Annotated in this window: 16 protein-coding genes and 1 rRNA gene; 5 read left to right on the forward strand and 12 right to left on the reverse strand. The window is 45.3% G+C overall.

The annotated features are described in order from the left end of the window. Window positions 1–39: 39 nt before the first annotated feature. On the forward strand, window positions 40–525 hold the full coding sequence (locus AAA942_RS17610) for a hypothetical protein (protein ID WP_338221616.1): 486 nt from the start codon (window positions 40–42) through the stop codon (window positions 523–525). A 111-nt stretch (window positions 526–636) separates the two neighbouring features. Here AAA942_RS17610 and AAA942_RS17615 read toward each other — a convergent pair whose 3' ends face one another. After that, window positions 637–3,024 (reverse strand): endonuclease MutS2, encoded by a 2,388-nt coding sequence (locus AAA942_RS17615; protein WP_338221617.1) that lies wholly within the window; start codon window positions 3,022–3,024, stop codon window positions 637–639. Continuing rightward, window positions 3,024–3,377 carry a DUF4296 domain-containing protein gene (locus AAA942_RS17620; RefSeq protein WP_338221618.1) on the reverse strand — a complete coding sequence of 118 codons (354 nt, stop codon included), beginning with the start codon at window positions 3,375–3,377 and terminating at the stop codon, window positions 3,024–3,026. Before AAA942_RS17620 ends, AAA942_RS17615 begins: the two co-directional genes overlap by 1 nt. Before the next feature lie 106 nt (window positions 3,378–3,483). Between AAA942_RS17620 and AAA942_RS17625 the strand changes: the two genes are divergently transcribed. The 4 genes from AAA942_RS17625 to hemN all read left to right on the forward strand — a co-directional run bounded on the left by AAA942_RS17625 (window position 3,484) and on the right by hemN (window position 7,719). Continuing rightward, window positions 3,484–4,362, forward strand: a complete 879-nt coding sequence (locus AAA942_RS17625; protein ID WP_338221619.1) for a DUF58 domain-containing protein — start codon at window positions 3,484–3,486, stop codon at window positions 4,360–4,362. Further along, window positions 4,355–5,251 (forward strand): hypothetical protein, encoded by an 897-nt coding sequence (locus tag AAA942_RS17630; RefSeq protein ID WP_338221621.1) that lies wholly within the window; start codon window positions 4,355–4,357, stop codon window positions 5,249–5,251. Before AAA942_RS17625 ends, AAA942_RS17630 begins: the two co-directional genes overlap by 8 nt. Then, on the forward strand, window positions 5,232–6,275 hold the full coding sequence (locus tag AAA942_RS17635) for a VWA domain-containing protein (RefSeq protein ID WP_338221622.1): 1,044 nt from the start codon (window positions 5,232–5,234) through the stop codon (window positions 6,273–6,275). The genes AAA942_RS17630 and AAA942_RS17635 overlap by 20 nt, the downstream gene beginning before the upstream one ends. A gap of 85 nt (window positions 6,276–6,360) precedes the next feature. Further along, a complete protein-coding gene (hemN, locus tag AAA942_RS17640; RefSeq protein ID WP_338221623.1) occupies window positions 6,361–7,719 on the forward strand; it encodes an oxygen-independent coproporphyrinogen III oxidase in 1,359 nt (452 codons plus the stop codon). Window position 7,720: 1 nt separating this feature from the next. On the opposite strand, the gene AAA942_RS17645 is transcribed toward hemN, so the two are convergent. The 10 genes from AAA942_RS17645 to rrf all read right to left on the reverse strand — a co-directional run. Further along, a complete protein-coding gene (locus AAA942_RS17645; protein WP_338221624.1) occupies window positions 7,721–8,425 on the reverse strand; it encodes a sulfite exporter TauE/SafE family protein in 705 nt (234 codons plus the stop codon). Further along, the gene (locus AAA942_RS17650; RefSeq protein ID WP_338221625.1) at window positions 8,425–8,850 is read right to left on the reverse strand and encodes a FixH family protein; all 426 of its coding nucleotides are present in this window, start codon (window positions 8,848–8,850) and stop codon (window positions 8,425–8,427) included. Before AAA942_RS17650 ends, AAA942_RS17645 begins: the two co-directional genes overlap by 1 nt. Window positions 8,851–8,852: 2 nt before the next feature. After that, entirely contained in the window at window positions 8,853–10,283 is a 1,431-nt protein-coding gene (gene ccoG, locus AAA942_RS17655) for a cytochrome c oxidase accessory protein CcoG (RefSeq protein ID WP_338221626.1), read from the reverse strand. Between the two features lie 48 nt (window positions 10,284–10,331). Further along, entirely contained in the window at window positions 10,332–11,258 is a 927-nt protein-coding gene (locus AAA942_RS17660) for a cbb3-type cytochrome c oxidase N-terminal domain-containing protein (RefSeq protein ID WP_338221627.1), read from the reverse strand. After that, window positions 11,255–11,437, reverse strand: coding sequence for a cbb3-type cytochrome c oxidase subunit 3 (locus tag AAA942_RS17665; protein ID WP_338221628.1), 183 nt, complete (start codon window positions 11,435–11,437; stop codon window positions 11,255–11,257). The genes AAA942_RS17660 and AAA942_RS17665 overlap by 4 nt, the downstream gene beginning before the upstream one ends. A gap of 11 nt (window positions 11,438–11,448) precedes the next feature. Next, window positions 11,449–13,581, reverse strand: a complete 2,133-nt coding sequence (gene ccoN, locus AAA942_RS17670; RefSeq protein WP_338221629.1) for a cytochrome-c oxidase, cbb3-type subunit I — start codon at window positions 13,579–13,581, stop codon at window positions 11,449–11,451. Next, on the reverse strand, window positions 13,574–13,762 hold the full coding sequence (gene ccoS, locus AAA942_RS17675) for a cbb3-type cytochrome oxidase assembly protein CcoS (protein WP_338221630.1): 189 nt from the start codon (window positions 13,760–13,762) through the stop codon (window positions 13,574–13,576). Before ccoS ends, ccoN begins: the two co-directional genes overlap by 8 nt. Before the next feature lies 1 nt (window position 13,763). Beyond that, window positions 13,764–16,193, reverse strand: coding sequence for a heavy metal translocating P-type ATPase (locus tag AAA942_RS17680; protein ID WP_338221631.1), 2,430 nt, complete (start codon window positions 16,191–16,193; stop codon window positions 13,764–13,766). A gap of 72 nt (window positions 16,194–16,265) precedes the next feature. Beyond that, window positions 16,266–16,856 (reverse strand): hypothetical protein, encoded by a 591-nt coding sequence (locus AAA942_RS17685; protein WP_338221632.1) that lies wholly within the window; start codon window positions 16,854–16,856, stop codon window positions 16,266–16,268. 279 nt (window positions 16,857–17,135) lie between these two features. Then, window positions 17,136–17,233: ribosomal RNA gene (gene rrf, locus AAA942_RS17690) — 5S ribosomal RNA — on the reverse strand; the annotation flags it as partial.

The following is a 17,233-nucleotide window of genomic DNA, read 5'->3' on the forward strand; positions in this document are numbered from 1 at the left end:
AGCTGATATCTCTAATTTTACATTTCTTAGTTTGTTTTTATGAAAGTTAACCTATCCTATTTATTCCTTGCGGCAATTTTGATTTTTGCTCTTCCCTCTTGTGGAGGTGATGACCCTACGCCTGAACCGCCAAAATCAGCCGAACAATTAGCCACTGAGGCGCTCACAGGATCCGGAACCCAATCTTGGGTGGTATCGGGAGGTGGATCAGTGACTCGTGACAATCGGGACGTTACAGATATTTATACAGGATTTGAATTGATTCTCAATGCAGGCTCCTCCAAAACCTACACTTCCAGAAACAGCAACGAACTTTTTGATCAGTCTGGAAATTGGGCTTTTGCGGGGACGAATTTTGATAAGTTTACCTTAACAGGATCTAAACCTGCAGCAGGTAGGGAGATTTCATTTACACAGGAGGGAAATACACTACGTTTGCAACTGACCATTCCAGCCCCGGGCGCCCGAATCAACGGTACCTTTGCCATTGCAGGCAATTACACTTTCACCTTGTTGAAAAAATAGGATTCATATCAAAAAAGGGCGTCAGAATTTTAATTCTGGCGCCCTTTTTTGATCTGCTTCATTTTTCCCCGCAGAAGGTTTAGGCCCTCATGAAAAATAATATTCAAGGAATTACTTTAAGGTAACCAGAGTCACTCCCGCTCCACCCCGATCTGCATGTTCGTCCTCAAGTTTTCCTACCTGAGGCATCGTGCGAAGAAGATTCCTTGTGATTTCACGAAGAATTCCATCCCCTTTTCCATGGACAATACGTAGGTCTTTTATTCCCAGCATAAACCCTTCGTCTATAAAAGTCTGAATCATTGGAAGAACCTCTTCCCCCCTTTTCCCACGCAGATCAAGATTGGTTGAAAAATCCATCATTTTCTCGTTGGTATTGTAATTCCCTCTACGCTCTGCTGCTTTAAATTCCTTTTTTACTTCTGTTTTAGAGATTTTCTCCAGACGTGACAGCTTCACATTAGACTTCAAATCTCCAATAGACAGCTCCACATCCTTGTTTTTAATCCCAATCACCTCTGCGATAGCACCATTGTCCTTGACCCTCACCCAATCTCCAACAGCAATCTTGCCTCCGATCACCTGAACCTCAGGTTCCGGTAATACGATTTTTTCAGGCTGAACCTCCAGTTTAAATTCCTCGAGGTCTTTTCGGACTTGCTTGGTTATTTCCTTCTCTGCCTTTCCTTCTTTGATTTCCCGGATCACAGCCTCAATCTTTTTATTGGTCTGATCAAGCAGGGATTTAGCTTCTTTTTTGGCTTCCTGAATGAGTCTTTTCTTGGTAAGCTCCACCGTCTCTTTGAGCTGATTGTACTCTTTGAGCCTGGTTTGCAAAAGTTTGTCTTTTTTCTTTACCTCCTCCAAAAGGGACGAGTATTGATTTTTCTCATTCTCCAACTGCGTCAAGAGCCGATCGTAGCGGACTCGCTCCTCCCCGATATGGGACTTGGCGTAGTTAAGAATATCTTTTGACAATCCGATCTTGGAGGCGATTTCCAAGGCAAAGGAAGACCCGGGCTTGCCAATTTCCAGCTGGTACATGGGTTCAAGGCGATCTACGTCATACCGCATGGCTCCATTAACCAAGCCTTGGTTCTTTTCTGCCAGCCGCTTCAGATTTCCGTAGTGGGTAGTGACCACCCCAAAAGCTCCCAATCGATTCAATTCCAATAAAATCGACTCGGCTATTGCCCCGCCAAATTGTGGCTCAGTCCCAGTACCGAATTCATCAATAAAAAGAATGGTCCGCTTGTTTGCAAATTGGGTGAAGTACTTCATGCTCATCAGGTGAGAGGAGTAGGTACTCAGGTCGTTTTCCAGATTCTGCTCATCTCCGATGTCGATGAAAAGATTGTCAAAAAGGGAGCTCTTAGAGTCCAGGTGAACCGGAATCAACAAGCCACACTGAAGCATGTATTGCAAAAGTGCAACGGTCTTTAATGTGACAGACTTCCCTCCTGCATTGGGCCCTGAGATGACCAGCAATCTATGCTGACCAGACAGCCGTAGATCGAGCGGAACGATGGATTTCCCCTGGCTTTTCAGGGCCTTTTCCAACAGGGGATGCCTCGCCTTAGTCCATTCAAGAACCCGCTCTTTAACCAAGACAGGTTTTGTACTTTCCGATTTCTGGGCAAAACGGGCCTTGGCCCGGATAAAATCAATCAAACCCAAATAATTGGTTGCCTTTCTAAGAGCAGGGATAGAAGGGCGAATGCGGTCAGTCAGCTGAGTCAAAATCCGGATAATCTCCCGCTTCTCCATATACTCCAGATCCCGGATTTCATTGTTGATATCCAAGGCTTCTTCTGGTTCCATGAAGACGGTTTGTCCTGTCGCGGATTCGTCATGGATAAAGCCCCGAAGCTTTCTCTTGTTTTCAGCGGCCACAGGGATCACCATTCGGCCTCCCCGAATTGTCATGGCCGCATCTTCTGGCGTCAATCCTTTGGCTCGGGCATCTTTGAATATCCGCTCCATGACCTTTCGAAGGCGGGATTCTTCATAGATCAACTGGTTTCTGATCAGCTGCAGTTCTTTGCTGGCATTGCTTCGAACCTTGCCTTTTTCATCAATGATCTGATCAATCGCCCTCAAGAGTCCCAAATCCAATTCCAGCACCAAACCCAAAAGCTGACTCAGGGCCGGGTATAATTCTCCGTTTTTCTGGAAAAACACAATGCAGCTCTTAAGTGTCTGCAGAGCGAGCTTGACTTCGTAAAACTCGTCCTGCTCCAAAAATGCTCCTTCCAACTTGGCCTTTTCAAGGTATGGCGTCAAATTGGTGAAATTCGAAGATGGGAAAACTTCCCCCGAAACCAGAATTGACAAAAACTCCTCTGTCTGATCCAAAAGCTTACTGACCAGCTTAAAATCGGAAGAAAAGGCAATTTTATCTACATATTCCTGCCCAAGAGCTGAAGTACACTCCTCCTTCAGCTGGTCCTTGATTTTTACGAAATTGATTTTTTGCTCGAGATTGGAAGGGTATAGCATCAGAAATTTTGCTCTTTTCCAGGGATGGTTTCCAGGACAGTCAGGGAGTCAATGACACGGGCGTAGATCTGCTCCATGGCTTTCGCATCTTCCAGGTAATACAACATACTTTGAGTGAAAAGCGAATCGGAAACCGAATGTTTCAAAAAAACCTCTTTTTCCAACAAAGAATAAAGTACCTGGGAGGAATCATAGGAGACGGGTAGCGCACTGACTTTTCCCTCGGTCAATTGGATATCCGTAAGCACCATGACCATTTGATCTTCAGAAAGTATTCCAGCAGGAGGATTTTTCTTTCCTGTACAGGAAAAGACCAAGACCAATGCGAGTAAAAGGATAAGAATTCGATTCACCCTTCAAAATTAGGGTATTTTAACGGATTATCCCCAGACCATTGCCGGAAGTCCGATTTTATAATTCGGCACAAGGCTTTAACTTAGGCCTCTCAATTTTCCCTGAATGAATCAGCTTTTCAGCAAACTCAGAAAGTACGAAATCATGATCAGGAAGGTGGCCAACAATCACCTTCAGGGAGAATATCAATCCCTATTTAAAGGTTCCGGGCTGGAATTTGATGATCTCCGACCCTACCAATACGGGGATGATGTGCGGACTATCGAATGGAAAGTATCTGCCAAAGGTCACGGGACATTTGTCAAAACCTTTCGGGAAGACAAAGAGCAGTCCGTCTACTTTCTTTTGGATATCTCCGGGAGTCAGGATATCGGACAGCTGGGCAATAAAAAAATTGATCAAGGAAAATTGATTGCCGGGGTCTTGACCCTGGCAGCGGTGTACGAGGGAAGTCAGGTAGGATTGATTTCCTACTCAGATCAGAAAGAACAACTCATCCTTCCCAACAAGGGAAGCAAACAGGGAGTAAAAGTGATCCGAGGAATTTTTGATCATGCCAATAAAAGTCAAAAAACGGATCTAAATGGGTTATTTACCTTTGCTCTCAATCTGATCAAAAAGAGAAGCATTATCATAGTCATTTCAGACTTTATCGACGAAAACTACGACCGTTCCTTCCGATCGCTTGCTGAACGCCACGATTTGGTAGCCATCCAGCTCACCGATCCAAGAGAATCAGCCCTTCCTTCTTTGGGTATAGTCCCTATCTACGACAAGGAATCGGGTAAAACCACTTGGGTCAACACCGTGTTTGGAAGCTTTTCCAAGAAAATCGCCGACACCTTTACTACAGAAAGAGATCACCTTAAAGATCTCTGTAAAAAAAATCAGATCAACTACCTCGCCATCGATACCACGCAGGATATCGTGGCTCCGCTGATTGATCTGTTTAAGTACCGAAACAAACGGATGAAACGTGGGTAGAATTTTAGCCTTTATTTTCTTTTTGGGATTCGCTCACATGACCTGGAGTCAACAGGTAGAGGTGGAAGGATATTTTACACAGGATTCTGCCCGTTTGGGCGAGCGGGTTGGCTTTGTACTCAAGGCCAAATATCCGGCTAACAGCCAGGTTTTCTTTCCGGATTCGACCTATGACTTTTCTCCCCTGGTCCTTTTGGAGAAGAAAACCTACATCTCCTCTACCACAGAGGAGACTACCTTGGACAGTGCAGTGTACTACTTATCCAATTTCTCTTTGGACCCCAGCGTCTACCTATCCCTTCCTGTTTATGAAGTCAATAGATACGATAGTTTGACCTACTATTCAAACGAAGCGGAACTGAAGCTTAAACTCATGCTGGATTCCATTCCGGAAGAATTGGCATTTAAGGAAAATAACGTCTACCAACCATTAGAGAAGTCTTTTAACTGGCTGATGATTGGCTTGGTTGCCGGGGCAGTGATTTTGCTTCTGGGAGCATTTTTCCTTCTGTTTTTCAAAAGAATCAAGGACTTTATCCAAGTCCGCTCAGAGAAGGCAAGATGGAAACGGTTCCAGAAAAAATGGTCAAAACAAACCGAACTGCTCAATTCCAAACCTACCATTGAAACTGCCGATGAACTTACCGGTCTTTGGAAAGGGTATATGGAACACCTCACCGGACAGCCCTATCAGGAATGGACGTCTAAAGAAATCGCTGAAGCCCTTCAGGATGTAGAAATACTCAAAGTCCTCAGAGCGTTGGATAAAATCATCTATGCAGGCGACACTTCCGGTTCTCAATTAGCCACTGACTACCTGTTGGATTTGGCCCGTAAGACCTTTCAGGAAAAGCTAACCCGAATCAATCATGAGAGAGCTTCTGCTTGAGTTTTTTAGCTGGTCCTTGTTTCTCCCGGAGACCTTCAAAAGCTACGAATGGGAAAAACCCATTCTGCTGAACCTCCTGTGGATCATTCCCGTGCTGATCTTAATCCGGAAATTCGTCAAAGCACTCAAAAATCCCGTGCTTGAGCTTTCCCTCCCAAAAAGAATAGCAAAAGGCAATCCTTGGACCTACCTGAGGCTAATCCCAACGGTATTTTTTCTCCTGGCCATTTCCCTCATTGTGATTGCGCTGGCAAGACCGCAGCGGAGCAATGAGCGCGTGGAGCAGTTTACCGAAGGGATTGACATCCTTTTGGTCATGGATATTTCCGAATCCATGGATTTGCAGGACTTTTCACCCAATCGCCTGGAAGCCGCAAAAAATACAGCAATTGACTTCATCAATGGGCGGTTTGGAGACCGAATCGGCATGGTGATTTTCGCAGGAGAAGCCTACTCTCTTTCCCCGCTCACCAACGACTACGAACTGCTCACGGACCTGATCAGCGAGATCAGCTTTGATATGATTGAGGCCAAAGGTACCGCCATTGGATCTGCTTTAGCAGCAGGGACCAACCGACTGAAGGAAAGCGAAATTCCTTCCAAAGTGATGATCTTACTTTCTGATGGGGAAAGCAATGCAGGAAATGTAGACCCTCTATTTGCTGCCCAACTGGCCACTGCCTTCGACATAAAAATCTACTCCATAGCCGTAGGCAAAGATGGAATGGTCCCCTATGGCACGGACTTTTTTGGAAGACCACAAATGGTGGAAAGCTACCTGGACGAGACTAACCTTCGGGAAATTGCCCGCATTGGAGGAGGGGAGTTTTACCGTGCCTCTGATGACAATTCACTCAAGCAGATTTTTGAGCGGATTGATACTCTGGAAAAGGCTGAAATCCTGGAAAACCGGTACAAAGAAACCACCGACTATTACAGAATCTACCTCTTTTGGGCCATTGTTTCGTTCCTGGCTTGGCTGAGCCTGAAAAGCTCCTTTCTCAACAATTTCCTTTTGGATTGATTGGATGACAAAAGTCATGAGTTGGGGTTATTCTTATCACTGAAATCTTTGAGATTAGAGGAGATTTTTGGGCAAACGAATTCCTATGGCCCTTTCTCCCGACCTGATCCAAAAGTACAACCGCCCGGTACCAAGATATACCTCCTATCCTACTGTGCCTTTTTGGGAAAATGACCTAGACCCCAATTCTTGGGAAAATCTGGTTCAGATAGCCTATAATGATTTTGGAAAAGAAGAAGGGATCTGCCTTTACATTCATTTGCCCTTTTGCGAAAGCCTATGCACTTATTGCGGCTGCACCAAGCGGATCACTAAAAATCATCAGGTAGAAAACCCCTATCTCGAAGCAGTATTGAGGGAGTGGAGAAGCTACCGGATTCTTTTTTCAGAATCCCCAAAAATCGCAGCCATTCACTTGGGAGGAGGCACTCCTACTTTCTTTTCTCCTGAACACTTGAAGTTTTTAATTTCGGAGATTCTCAACACGGCTAAACCCAGCACAAATCGGGAGTTTAGCTTCGAAGGACACCCCAATAACACCACGCGAGAACATCTTCAGGTATTGGCCGAGTTGGGCTTTGACCGGGTAAGCTATGGAATTCAGGATTTTGACCCGGCTGTCCAAAAGGCTATTCACCGGATTCAACCCTTTGAAATAGTTAAAGAAGCGACAGAGCTTGCTCGGAATTTGGGATATAAATCCGTCAATTTTGACTTGATCTATGGGCTTCCCAATCAGACTTTGGATACCCTGGAGGATACCTTTCTGAAGGTAGGTGAATTAATACCCGACCGGATTGCCTTTTACAGTTATGCCCATTTGCCCTCGGCATTTCCGGCACAGAAGAGCTTTGAAGCCCACCTTCCAAAGGAGGAGGAAAAGAGAGCACTTTACGAATTTGGAAAAGAAAAACTCCTCGAAATGGGCTACCATGAAATCGGCATGGACCACTTTGCTCTTCCCGACGATCCCCTTTTCATAGCCAAAAGGGCAGGCAAGCTGCACCGAAACTTCATGGGGTATACCACATTGGCCTCCCGAATGCTCTTGGGACTGGGAGCAAGTAGCATCAGTGATGTGGGAATCGGCTTTGCCCAGAATGAGAAAAACCACTCCGATTACCAAGAGAATACGCTCAATTCCAGATTTTTCCCGGTAAAAGGGCATGCCCTTACCCAAGAAGACCGGGAAATTCGTCCGTTGATATTGGATATTATCTGTAAGGGAGAGGCTGAAATCCCATTTAGTATCTGGGAAAAACTGCCTGAAAGTAGCCACGAGGGACTGGTGGAATTTCAAAAGGACAAGCTAATCACGCTCGAAGGATTTCATCTTAAAGTTACCGAAGATGGAATGGCCCTAGTGAGAAATATCTGCGCACTTTTTGACCTAAGGATGATCGAATCCAAAGAAGCTAAAAAAGAATTCAGCAGGGCAATTTAACTCAATGACAGACGGTAATTTCTACTTGCTGATTCCCATAATCAAAAACGGCCAATTCTGGACTCAATCCAGGAATACCCAATCCCAAACCTCTGAAAACCATCAAAATACCGATTATCAATCCGAGGTAGGGAATGGCTTTTTGGAATTGCTGTCGGCGAATCGCCGGCAAGAAACTGCCTGAAACCATCAGCCCCAAAAGCATGGGAATGGTCCCTAAACCAAAAAACAGCATGTAGCTCGCTCCCAGCCATGGACTTTGCATTCCCATGGCGACCACCAAGGCCATATACACCATCCCGCATGGAAGCAGGCCATTGACTAAACCTGTGGAAAAGAAAGCCATTTTGCTTCCGGATTTGAGGTAGTGATTCAGTTTGGATTTGATCCAGGATACTGCTCCCGAAAGTGCGGGAATTGCCAAAAACTGATCGGCTTTTTTATAACTGATGGACATTAAGACTACCATCAATCCCATGGCGACAGACACTCCCTGCTGAATTCCGGCAAGAGAAAGAGAAAAGCCAAGTCCTCCGATCAAAAGACCCAAAAAGGCATAAGTCAGACTTCTCCCCAGATTGTAGATGATCTTGTTGAAAAGAAAACGATTGCCGGACCTGCCTCCTACTGCCAAGGCAATGGGGCCGCACATTCCCACACAGTGGAATGATCCCAAAAACCCAAGTAAAAAGGCTGTCCAGAGCATCAGATGTGGATTTTCTTTTCCTGATAATAATCCACTCCCCCTTCAGACCAGGTCAATTGAACCCTCCAGTAGCCGGGCTTGAGCTTTTCTAATGGAACGAGGGTTTTGCCCTCTTCAGTGATTTCCAAAAGTAACTCCTGATCCAACCTGGCATCAGAAGGCCTGAAAAGCTGCAGGCTTCCCTTGGCACCTACCGGAAGGTCCAAGACCATGCTTTGCGAAGCTCCGTCATAAACCAAAACTTCTCTCTCCAGTGTAGATGCAGATTTTTCTCTTTCGATTTGCTCCTGATACTTGATTTCCTTTTCGTAGTAATTCTCTGTGACCAAATGGATGTCATCCTGCTTCACAGAGATCACTACCAATACCATGATGAAACCCACAAAAGCAAAAATGGTCAGCAAAATTCCTTTTCCCCAATCCATAGTTAATTGTTTTGTGCTCCGACTGGAGCCATGAAATTCGTTTCTATTTCTTCAAATTCTTCTCCTTCTGCCGCTAAGCGCAGAAGTACTTTTTCCTGAGGGACTTTAACTCCGGCTTGTTCTCTTACCAAGAAAAACCTTCCTTCAAACTTACTCTGAGGCTCCAGGACCCAATTCATATCTCCGACGATTTCCACTTTCATTCCTTCTGCCAAAGACTCAATAGTCACGCTTTGGGGTTCAAAAGTCTTGTTGATCAAAGTGATATTGTAAAGGTTGGACACCATCCCTCCTTCTCTAGCCTGATAGGTCATCCCCGGAAAGCGGGTTACTGTTCCTTCTAAATCTGATCTAGTGGCAATCAAAGCCACAAAGGCAGCCATTAGGATGACGAGAACAATTACATATCCTTTGACCCTACCAGTGATCAACTTCTGGAAACCTTGCTTGATGCTATTCTCGGAAGCATAGCGAATCAAACCCTTTGGACGCTCCACTTTGACCATCACCTCATCACAGGCATCAATACAAGCAGTACAATTGACACATTCCATCTGAGTGCCGTTACGGATATCAATTCCGGTTGGGCAGACTTGTACACATAGTCCACAGTCGATGCAGTCGCCTTTTGGGGTAGCTTCGACTTCATTTTTCCTAATGGGTGAACGAGGCTCTCCACGGACATAGTCATACATGACATTGATGGAATTGTCATCCAAAAGAACGCCCTGCAATCGACCATAAGGGCAAACAACCAAACAGGCCTGCTCTCTAAACCAGGAAAAGACAAACATGAAAATCCCAGAAAAAGCAATCAGCCCGATAAACCCCGCCAAATGAGCAGAAGGAGGCTGAGTTACAATTTCTTTGACCTGATCAATCCCGATCAGATAAGCCATCACCAAATGACCGATCAGAAGGGAGATAAGGGCAAAAATGGAAATCTTGAGCCCTTTCTTCCAGATTTTCTCCGAATTCCAAGGCCCTTGGTTAAGAGTTCTCTGTTGATTGGCATCCCCTTCGATGGCATATTCGATTTTTCGGAAAACCATCTCCATGAAGAGGGTTTGCGGACAGGCCCAGCCGCACCAAACTCTCCCGAATACTACCGTAAAGAGAATGATAAAGACAAAGAAGATCAGCAAGAGGAAGATCAGCAAATGCGTGTCCTGAGGCCAAAATGCCGCTCCAAAGATGATAAACTTCCTTTCAAAAATATTAAAGAGCATATAGGGCCTGCCATCCACTTGGATAAATGGGCCTGCGAAGAGAATAGCCAAAAGAAGCCAAGAAAGATAGCTCCTGTACTTATAGAAGAATCCGGAGACTTTCTTGGGATAGACCCAGTTTCTCTTTCCATCCTCACGCACGGTAGCCAGCGCATCCCGGAATTTCTCCGGATCCAAATGTGGGTTTTGATTCTTTTTTGCCATAACTCGGGAAATTTGCTGCCGGGGGGAAATTTCCCGGCAGCAATAAATTTATTCTATCGAAGCAACTACCGTGGTGCTATCAGTCACAGTGGGTTCAGGTGCTGCTGGACTGAAAAGTTCCCCCTGCGGTTCTTTTGGATTAGCCGGTGTCGTACCTACCAATGTCAGAATGAAGGAAGAAACCTGCTGCATCTCCTCAGGGCTCAACTGATCCTGCCAAGGGATCATCCCCTTTTCTACCACACCGTATTTCACGACTTTAAAGACCTCTTGAATAGAACCTCCATGGAGCCAATACTCATCAGTCAGGTTAGGACCGACCCCACCGCCTCCATCAGCAGCGTGACATGCTGCGCAGTTATTCTGAAAGATAGTCTTTCCTGCATTGAGCGCTCCAGCTGATTCGTCAAAAACCACGGAAGATTCATCAATACTGGCAAGCATATTGGCCTTTCTGTATTCGGCTGCTATAGCCTCCAATCTCAATTCCTCTTCGTATTCTTCCACACCTGTAGGACCATTTCCCAGTACGGTATAGTTCACAAAGTAGATGACAGCAAAAACCATAGTTCCGACGAACACCCACTGAAGCCAAGGAGGCATGAAGTTGTCCAGCTCGGTGATTCCGTCATAGGAGTGATCCTGCATCATTTTGGCTTTCTCAGCCTTTCCTCCGACGTCATCCATTTTGCCTGTGACAAATCTCTCCTTGAAGGACTCCCACCATGAAGGTTCGTTGACCAATTCAGGATTTTCTTTCTTCAGAATAGCACTCATGAAATTCATTAGATAAATCATGAGTATGAGCAATAGCACAATTACAAACAGAACTACACCCAAGATAGCCAAGATGGTAATCTGACTTGAATCCATGGCTTGCAGCTGAGTGTACCAATTGGATTCCTCAGCGGACTGAGCCCATACCGGCGAGGCGAAAAGGCTCAAAAAGGAAAATATTGCAAATAGCTTTTTCATGATTGGTGGGGTTTGGCATCATCCTCATCCATGGGAAGAGAACTCATGTGATCTACATAGCTTTTGGGTACTCGGAGTACCCATAAGAATACTCCGAGGAAAAACAGAACGAATATGAGCAAGGAGATAATTGGGAAAATCTCAATGTTCTCGATGGATCTTAATACTTCTTTATACATGGCTCGACGAATTAAGGGTTAGAAGCAGTAGGCTGCTTGATATCAGTACCCAATCGCTGCAGGTAAGCTATCAATGCCACGATTTCCGTATTAGAAGCGACTTCTACTCCTGCTTCTTTCAGATTGGCTACAATTTGAGCCGCCTGCTTGTCGTATTCTGCAATCGCCTGCTCATCAAATCCCTCAGGATAAGGCACTCCCAATTGCTGGAGGGTGCGGATTTTTGCAGGCAGGTCTGAATTGTCCAGCTCATTGGTGGTCATCCATGGATAAGGAGGCATCAAAGATCCGGGAGACATGGATCTTGGGTCGACCATATGGTGGTAGTGCCAGCTGTCTGGATATTTTTTCCCTACCCGGTGCAAATCCGGTCCGGTTCGCTTCGAGCCCCAAAGGAATGGTCGGTCATAAACGAATTCTCCTGCTTTGGAATACTCCCCGTAGCGTTCGGTTTCAGAACGGAAAGGACGAATCATCTGAGAGTGACAGCCCACACAGCCATTGGCGATGTAAAGATCCCTTCCTTCCAGTTCAAGTGGGGTGTAAGGTTTGACAGAGCTGATGGTTGGTACATTGGATTTGACCAGAATGGTCGGGATGATCTCTACAACCCCACCGATGGCAATGGCAATGGTGGCCAAAATGGTGAAGAAAACAGGCTTTCTTTCCCATGCTCTGTGCCAGAATTCACCAGCAGGATTATAAGCTTTTGCCAAAGCCGGTGCCTGATCTTCTTCAGTCTCCTGGAAGGTTCCCTGCTTGGCAGTCATCCACATATTGTAGATCATGATGATGGCTCCAGCTAGATAGAGTAAACCTCCCAAAGCTCTCAACATGTACATAGGAACAATCTGAATGACAGTCTCCAGGAAGTTAGGATAAGCCAAACGTCCAGCGTCATTGAATTCCTTCAACATCAAGAATTGAGTCAAGGCCGCTACATACATCGGTAGCGCATAGAAAATGATCCCCAAAGTCCCGATCCAGAAATGGGTATTGGCAAGCTTGGTGGAATAAATATTTGTCTTGAACAGTCTAGGCCACATCCAATAAAGGACCCCGAAGGTCAAAAAGCCGTTCCATCCCAAACCACCGATGTGAACGTGAGCTACGATCCAGTCAGTATAGTGGGCAATTGCGTTGACATTTTTGAGGGAAAGCATGGGACCTTCAAAAGTGGACATCCCATAGGCAGTCACCGCTACGACCATGAATTTCAAAACAGGATCCTGTCTAACTTTATCCCAGGCACCTCTCAAAGTCAACAATCCGTTGACCATACCGCCCCAAGAAGGAGCAATCAGCATGACCGAGAAGATCGTACCCAGTACTTGCGCCCATTCAGGAAGAGCGGTGTAAAGCAGGTGGTGAGGACCTGCCCACATGTAGATGAAAATCAAAGACCAAAAGTGGACAATAGAAAGCTTGTAGGAGTACACCGGCCGGTTGGCTGCTTTGGGAAGGAAATAATACATCAAACCCAAGAAAGGAGTAGTAAGGAAAAATGCTACCGCATTATGTCCGTACCACCACTGAACCAAGGCATCCTGAACCCCTGCATAAGCTGAATAACTTTTCCAAAACGTAACAGGGAGCTCCAGAGAATTGAAAATATGAAGGACAGCCACCGTCACGAAAGAGGCCAAATAAAACCAGATTGCCACATACATATGCCGCTCTCTTCGCTTGATCAGGGTACCGATCATATTGGCTCCAAAAGCCACCCAAACTAGGGCAATTGCAATATCAATCGGCCATTCCAGCTCTGCATATTCCTTGGAAGTCGTCAGCCCCAAGGGAAGGGTAATTGCTGCTGACAAAATAATCAGCTGCCAACCCCAAAAATGGAACCAGCCGAGGGCCTTATTCCACATAGGGGTCTTGAGTAGACGGGGCATCGAATAATAGATCCCTGCAAAGATGGCATTGCCCACAAAGGCAAAAATCACCGCGTTGGTATGCAAAGGTCTAATCCGGCCAAAGGTGGTGTAGGGATTGCCCAAATTGGCTTCGGGCCAGAAAAGCTGGGTAGCGGCGATCACCCCCACCAGCATCCCTACGACACCCCAGATAATCGTAGCGGCTCCAAAGTACTTGACAATTTTATTGTCATAGTGGAACCTTTCCAAAGTAGCATCATTCATAGGACTTGGTTTTTTTTGGTTGACTTTTTATTGATTTTTTGGGTTGGTTTTCGAATAAAATCCGCACGGAAGGAGTATATCCATCATCAAACTGCCCGTCTTTCATCGCTTTGAAAAAGAGAATCAAGAAGGTTACAGCGAGTATGAGACTGACTCCGATTAAGACAAAGATTACTTCCATATCAAGACTTGTTTAGATGGATAAGGCCCTTTTTCATTCCCATCAGATTGGTGGCAAGCGTAGTGAAAAGGACAACTGAAATACTGCTGGCAGGCATCAAAATGGCACATAACACGGGGCTAAGAAGTCCCTGAACGGCTAGACTGAGACCGACGATATTGTAGAGAAAACTGAGTCCAAAGCTCAGTTTGATGATGGTTCTGCTGGATTGGGCGAAGGATAGGAAGTTTGGAATTCGAGAAAATGAGGAAGCGTCCAAGATGGCATCGCTTGCCGGGGAAAAATGGCTGACCTGATCTGTCACAGCGATTCCTACCTGGCTTTCCTGAAGAGCGCCGGCATCATTGAGTCCGTCACCTACCATTAAGGTGGTTTTTCCTTCGGTATTGAGCTGATGAACGTAGTCCAGCTTATCCTTTGGACTCTGATTGAAATTAAAATTCACATCCTTCTCCAAACGCTTCTTAAGAGAAGCTTGCTCATGACAATGATCTCCGGACAAAATATGAAGTCCATAATTCCCAGAAAGATCCCTAACCATCTCCGGCGCACTGGATCGAAGTCCGGATTGGATGTGGAAATAGCCAATCAAAACCCCTTCTACGGAGAAATAAACCAGATTTCCCACTTCAGGAGTATCCTGATTTTCCATTTGCACCAGCTCTCCAGATCCCAGTTTGAATTCCTGGAATTGGTATTCTCCTATTAGCCCTTTTCCTTTGATTTCTCTGACATTCTTTAGGGATGCGGATGAAATAGAACCCAGCCAATGGTTGATTCGGTTGCTAAGCGGGTGAGTTGACCGCTCGACCAATGCCTTGAGAATGGATTTGGATTCCTCTGAAAGTGGCTCTCCTGAGTAAGTAATTTGTGCATTAGCCGGGTCGGTAAGCGTTCCTGTTTTGTCAAAAACTACCGTATCCACTAAGGCCAAGCGCTCAATGACGGAAGCATTTTTGAGATAAAACTTACTCTTTCCAAAAATCCGAAGCGTATTCCCCAAGGTAAATGGGGTAGACATGGAGAGCGCGCAAGGACAGGCGACGATCAATACTGTGGTAAATGCCTTAACAGCGATGGAAAGGTCTTTCCCAAACCAATAAAAAAATGCTAACACGGCAATGGTCAGAACGGTCCAGGTAAATACTCCACTGATTCGATTGGCCAAAGGCTCCAAAAGTTTTTTATTGGGTTTTTCGAAGGTCTCATTGTTCCAGAGATCAGTCAGATAGCTTTGGGAAGGTGATTTTTGCACAGTTAAAAGAATAGCATCCCCCTTTTGACGACCGCCAGCATAGATCAGTTCTCCCTTCTGCTTCGGAACGGGAATTTCCTCTCCGGTCACAAAGCTGTAATCAATGCTGGCTTGTCCGCTGAGCAAAAGTGCATCCGCTGGGATGAGTTCTTCATCCCGGACAAGAATCACATCACCCACTTCAAGCTTGCTCAGAGGAATCACTTCTTCCCGATTCTGACGCTGTCTGGTCACTGCAATGGGGAAGTAAGCTTTATAATCCCGATCAAACTCCAGGCTGGAGAAGGTCTTTTGTTGATAGACTTTTCCCAAAAGCAAAAAGAAAATCAGTCCCCCGAGACTGTCCATGTATCCGGCATTTCCCTGAAGGAAAATTTCCCATAAAGAATAGAGAAAAAAGGCAAAAATCCCCAACACGATGGGAACGTCCATGTTGATTTTACGCTGCTTAACGGCATTCCATGCGGAGATGTAATAGTCACTTGCTGCATAAAATACCACAGGCAGGGAAAGTAGCACATTGAGATAGTCAAATAGGCCCTTGAATCCTTCGCCCAACAGCTTGGCTTCCGAAAAGTATTCAGGCATGCTGAATAGCATCATATTGCCGAAGGCGAAACCTGCTACTCCCAACTTGGTCAAGGTCTTTCGATCAACCGAATTTTTAGGCTTTTGGCCCAAGTCTGAAAGGTGAATTCTGGGTTCGTAGCCTAAAGTAGAAAGCAGCGTCACCACTTCCTTTAGGCTGATTTTTTGATGGAGAAACTTGACCTGAACCTTCTTTTTCAAAAAGTCTACCCGACTGGAAACGATGGCCGAATTGATCTGAAAAAGGTTTTCCAACAGCCAAATGCAAGAAGCACAGTGGATAAGTGGAATGTGAAATGTGATGTGGCTTTCCTGCTCATTTCTGAAATCAATGAGCTGATTGACCACTTCGGGGTCGTCCAGATAATCAAATCGGTTTTTTAAGCGGGATTGATTTTTTTGAGTTTTTCCGGGAGTCGGTTCCAGTGCATAATATTCACAAAGGTCATTTTGAGAAAGGACTTCATAAACCAACCTGCATCCCTGGCAGCAGAAGTTTTTGTCATCAAAAGCAACTACACCCTCCTGGCAGTCCTCACCGCAGTGATAGCATTTGCTTAAAAGGGTAGATGGTTTGGATTGACTCATGGTAGCTGTTTGAAATAAAATTAGTAGGGGAAAACTGGGAAAAACATGATTTTGATCACCTTATTCTATGACTTACAGCGAGAGGTAAAAGGAAAGCTTGTCGCTCCAGATCTTTCCCTTATAGAAGTGGAAAAGAACTTTGGCGAGATCTGCCTGATAATTTTTTGTCGTCACCAAGAGCGTGCAGTTATGCTTCACCGCATAAGACCAGAAGTCTCCGATCCGGGAAAAATTGAATTTGATGAAGCTGGTTTCTTGGGTATGGCTACCCACCAGCTGAATGATTTCCTGCTCCTCTTTGATTTTGGATTTGGGAATAAAACTTGGGGAAATGATCGTCGCCTTACTATTAGCGATCAAATCTTGAAAAAGAAATACAAATTTCCGGATAAGCTCAGCCGATTGTGGGGTGCCATCGTAATGAAACAATAGCCTTTCGGTTGAGAATTTTGGAACAAAAAGTAAAATAGGAATACTACATACCTCTTTTTCCAAAGGCTTAGGAATAGGATGGGAATGAAGCCAATCGAGGGTTTTGTAAAGATTGAGGGTCAATAAACTCAGGTTTTCCCCTTCGATACAGGGTGCCTGTACGGTCGCCAAGGGTGAAAAAGCAGCAGGAAGCTGACGGCAAAACACCTCGTGGATGAGCTCCTCGGGCATTTCGAATTTGGAAGTGAATATTTGTGACCTTAGCTCCATAACCATTTATTGGTTCAAAGCTAATGGGACTAAGGGACAGGGAACCTGACGATAAGGGGTAAGAGATATGATAAAAATCAGTTTCTCTTTTTTTTGACAAAAGGCTATGGTATTCTAAAAACCGATTTCCACTCAATAAATGGGATTTAGGTATTAGAAGATTAAATATTAACAAGCATCCAGTTCACTATTCTCTAAAACGCCAAAAGCCCTTCGAATTATCGAAGGGCTTTTTGAATAATGTGGCGGCGACCTACTCTCCCGGGTGTAACCCCAGTACCATCGGCGCTGCAGGGCTTAACTTCTCTGTTCGGGATGGGAAGAGGTGGGACCCCTGC

This window comes from Algoriphagus sp. oki45 (genome assembly GCF_036245605.1).
GTDB lineage: Bacteria > Bacteroidota > Bacteroidia > Cytophagales > Cyclobacteriaceae > Algoriphagus.

Coding starts and splice junctions, on each gene's coding strand:
- AAA942_RS17610 (WP_338221616.1), top strand. CDS start 40: ATGAAAGTTAACCTATCCTATTTATTCCTTGCGGCAATTTTGATTTTT.
- AAA942_RS17615 (WP_338221617.1), bottom strand. CDS start 3,024: ATGCTATACCCTTCCAATCTCGAGCAAAAAATCAATTTCGTAAAAATC.
- AAA942_RS17625 (WP_338221619.1), top strand. CDS start 3,484: ATGAATCAGCTTTTCAGCAAACTCAGAAAGTACGAAATCATGATCAGG.
- AAA942_RS17635 (WP_338221622.1), top strand. CDS start 5,232: ATGAGAGAGCTTCTGCTTGAGTTTTTTAGCTGGTCCTTGTTTCTCCCG.
- hemN (WP_338221623.1), top strand. CDS start 6,361: ATGGCCCTTTCTCCCGACCTGATCCAAAAGTACAACCGCCCGGTACCA.
- AAA942_RS17645 (WP_338221624.1), bottom strand. CDS start 8,425: ATGCTCTGGACAGCCTTTTTACTTGGGTTTTTGGGATCATTCCACTGT.
- AAA942_RS17650 (WP_338221625.1), bottom strand. CDS start 8,850: ATGGATTGGGGAAAAGGAATTTTGCTGACCATTTTTGCTTTTGTGGGT.
- ccoG (WP_338221626.1), bottom strand. CDS start 10,283: ATGGCAAAAAAGAATCAAAACCCACATTTGGATCCGGAGAAATTCCGG.
- AAA942_RS17660 (WP_338221627.1), bottom strand. CDS start 11,258: ATGAAAAAGCTATTTGCAATATTTTCCTTTTTGAGCCTTTTCGCCTCG.
- AAA942_RS17665 (WP_338221628.1), bottom strand. CDS start 11,437: ATGTATAAAGAAGTATTAAGATCCATCGAGAACATTGAGATTTTCCCA.
- ccoN (WP_338221629.1), bottom strand. CDS start 13,581: ATGAATGATGCTACTTTGGAAAGGTTCCACTATGACAATAAAATTGTC.
- ccoS (WP_338221630.1), bottom strand. CDS start 13,762: ATGGAAGTAATCTTTGTCTTAATCGGAGTCAGTCTCATACTCGCTGTA.
- AAA942_RS17680 (WP_338221631.1), bottom strand. CDS start 16,193: ATGAGTCAATCCAAACCATCTACCCTTTTAAGCAAATGCTATCACTGC.
- AAA942_RS17685 (WP_338221632.1), bottom strand. CDS start 16,856: ATGCCCGAGGAGCTCATCCACGAGGTGTTTTGCCGTCAGCTTCCTGCT.